Source organism: Kitasatospora putterlickiae (assembly GCF_039527695.1).
Taxonomy (GTDB): Bacteria; Actinomycetota; Actinomycetes; order Streptomycetales; family Streptomycetaceae; genus Kitasatospora; species Kitasatospora putterlickiae.
The window spans coordinates 38,428-40,409 of record NZ_BAAAKJ010000235.1 but is presented as its reverse complement, the minus strand read 5'-3'; the positions used below and the strand labels follow the sequence as shown (position 1 = coordinate 40,409).

The 1,982-nt window shown below is 73.3% G+C and carries 3 protein-coding genes; 1 reads left to right on the top strand and 2 read right to left on the bottom strand.

What is annotated here, in order from left to right:
- Positions 1 to 353 precede the first annotated feature (353 nt).
- On the top strand, positions 354 to 1,013 hold the full coding sequence (locus ABD308_RS23625) for a hypothetical protein (protein ID WP_344338326.1): 660 nt from the start codon (positions 354 to 356) through the stop codon (positions 1,011 to 1,013).
- Positions 1,014 to 1,094: 81 nt separating this feature from the next.
- On the opposite strand, the gene ABD308_RS23620 is transcribed toward ABD308_RS23625, so the two are convergent.
- Positions 1,095 to 1,466 carry a hypothetical protein gene (locus tag ABD308_RS23620; protein ID WP_344338324.1) on the bottom strand — a complete coding sequence of 124 codons (372 nt, stop codon included), beginning with the start codon at positions 1,464 to 1,466 and terminating at the stop codon, positions 1,095 to 1,097.
- A gap of 118 nt (positions 1,467 to 1,584) precedes the next feature.
- Positions 1,585 to 1,887 carry a chaplin gene (locus ABD308_RS23615; protein ID WP_344338321.1) on the bottom strand — a complete coding sequence of 101 codons (303 nt, stop codon included), beginning with the start codon at positions 1,885 to 1,887 and terminating at the stop codon, positions 1,585 to 1,587.
- Positions 1,888 to 1,982: the final 95 nt, after the last annotated feature.

The window sequence follows — 1,982 nt, the reverse complement described above, 5'->3', positions numbered from 1 at the left end:
GGCGGCGGCCAGGCCGGCGGCGGCGAAGGACTTCTGGATCATGAGGAGATCCCTCTCTGAAAAAGCTCGGTTTCCGTGCGGTTTCCGTGCGTACGACGCGTTCAACGCTCAGACCCGGTCTGCGGTCACTGACGTCCAGATCAAAGAATCACGGCACGGAAGGTTACGGGGATTTTGGAAAAGAGTCCGGGAGGCGCGGCGGTCAAGGGAATGCGGTGGGATTATTAACCCGAATCGGTTAACCGGTGCCATCGGGAACGCCGGTCGCTCGTTGAGCCCATTGCTTTCGGCCGCGCCCGCGCGGCCGCCTCCCCATTGGATCTCCCGTACGGACAGGTGGAACGGTGAAAAGCATGAGGTTCTCCAAGCGGGCCGGCGCGATGCTGCTGGCGGTCGGTGCGGGCGTGCTCGCCTCCCAGGGGGCGGCGTCCGCCGCCGCCCCGGTCGGCCCGGAACAGGTGGGGGCGCTGGAGGACCAGCTGGCCACCCAGCAGGTACCGCTGGACATCCCGCTGGCGCCGCTGGACAGCCGGATCTCGGGGGCCATCCCGACCTCGCTGCTGATGCCGCCGCCGCCCGCGCACACCACGGGGGACGCGCTGATCCCGGACCACGTCGTGCCCGCGCTCGGCATCGGCAAGGTCGGCCCGACCGCCAAGGCCGAGCTGCCGCTGCCGCTGCTCGACCAGAGCGCCGACCTCGGCGAGCTGCTGCTGGACGCCCCGGCCGCGCCGCTGCACGCCGACACCCCCGCGGTCGGCCTCGGCAAGCCGCTCTCGCTGGTCCAGGACGGCACCGGCCAGCTCGCCGACGGCCGGCTCAAGCTGGGCGAGCTCGACCCGCGGCTGGTGACCGGCGCCGTCCAGGCGGTGCCCGGCGCGAAGGCCACCCTGGGCAACGAGGACGAGCGGATCTCGGTGACCGACTCGGTGGGCAACCTGGCCGCCACCGCGACCGCCACCACCACCGGCGTCGTCCAGGAGACCGGGCTGGCCGGCCTGACCAGCCTCTAGAAGAGAGGGCCCAGGCCACCGGGCCGGACGGAGGAGAGCCCGGCACCCCCTCGACGGGGTGCCGGGCTCTCGCGCGGCGGCTCAGCCGGGCAGCACCCCGAGCAGTCCGCCGACCAGCGGCAGGTCGCGCGGACCGCCTCCGGCGCTGAGCGGGCCGGTCAGCGTCCCGGTGCCGATCGGCGCCAGTCCGCCGTCCGGCTGGACGGTCGCGCCGTTGTTCAGCACGTCGGCCGAGGAGTTGGCCCACGGGTCCAGCCGCAGGTCCTTGAGCGGCGCGATGCCGTAGCCGAGGCCGGTCGTGGTGCCGCCGAGCGCCTGGGCGAGGTCGGTCTTGGCCAGGGCCGCGCCGCCCTCGGCCGGGGCCGCCTGCGCGGTGCCCGCGCCCATGCCGCCGAGCAGCACCGCGGCGCCCAGGGCGGCGGCGAGGCCGGCCCCGCTCTTCTTCATCACCATGCGTCTTCACCTTCGGGGGAGAGGGTCCCGGGCCGTCCGGACCGTGCCCGGGTACGCCGAACCGCCCCCCGGCCGGCGGGCCGGGAGGCAGTGCGGGCGGAGCGCGTGCTGATCGGGATCAGCAGTCCTCCTCGTCGTGGTGCTCGTGGTGCTCCTCCTCGTGGTGCTCCTGCTTCGGGGCCTCGGCGTTGATGCAGGTGTTGCCGAACGCCGGGTTCAGCACGCCGATCAGGTTGATGGAGTTGCCGCACAGGTTGACCGGGACGTGCACCGGGATCTGGAGCTGGTTGCCGGAGATGACACCGGGGGAGTTGGCGGCGACGCCTTCGGCACCGGAGCTGGCGGCGGCACCGCCGGCCGCGCCCAGCACCAGGCCGGCGGCGGCGGCGGACAGGAGGGCGGCCTTCTTCACGTTCTGCATGGGGGTTGATCTCCTCGATCACACACGGATTGAGCGGGCCGCACCCCGCCCGGAGACGGGATGCGGCACGAGTGCGGTGGAGCCGCGGCCGCCGG

What these genes read in the sequence shown, in the direction of transcription:
- ABD308_RS23625 (WP_344338326.1), top strand. Translation starts at nt 354, where the DNA reads ATGAGGTTCTCCAAGCGGGCCGGCGCGATGCTGCTGGCGGTCGGTGCG.
- ABD308_RS23615 (WP_344338321.1), bottom strand. Translation starts at nt 1,887, where the DNA reads ATGCAGAACGTGAAGAAGGCCGCCCTCCTGTCCGCCGCCGCCGCCGGC.
- ABD308_RS23620 (WP_344338324.1), bottom strand. Translation starts at nt 1,466, where the DNA reads ATGGTGATGAAGAAGAGCGGGGCCGGCCTCGCCGCCGCCCTGGGCGCC.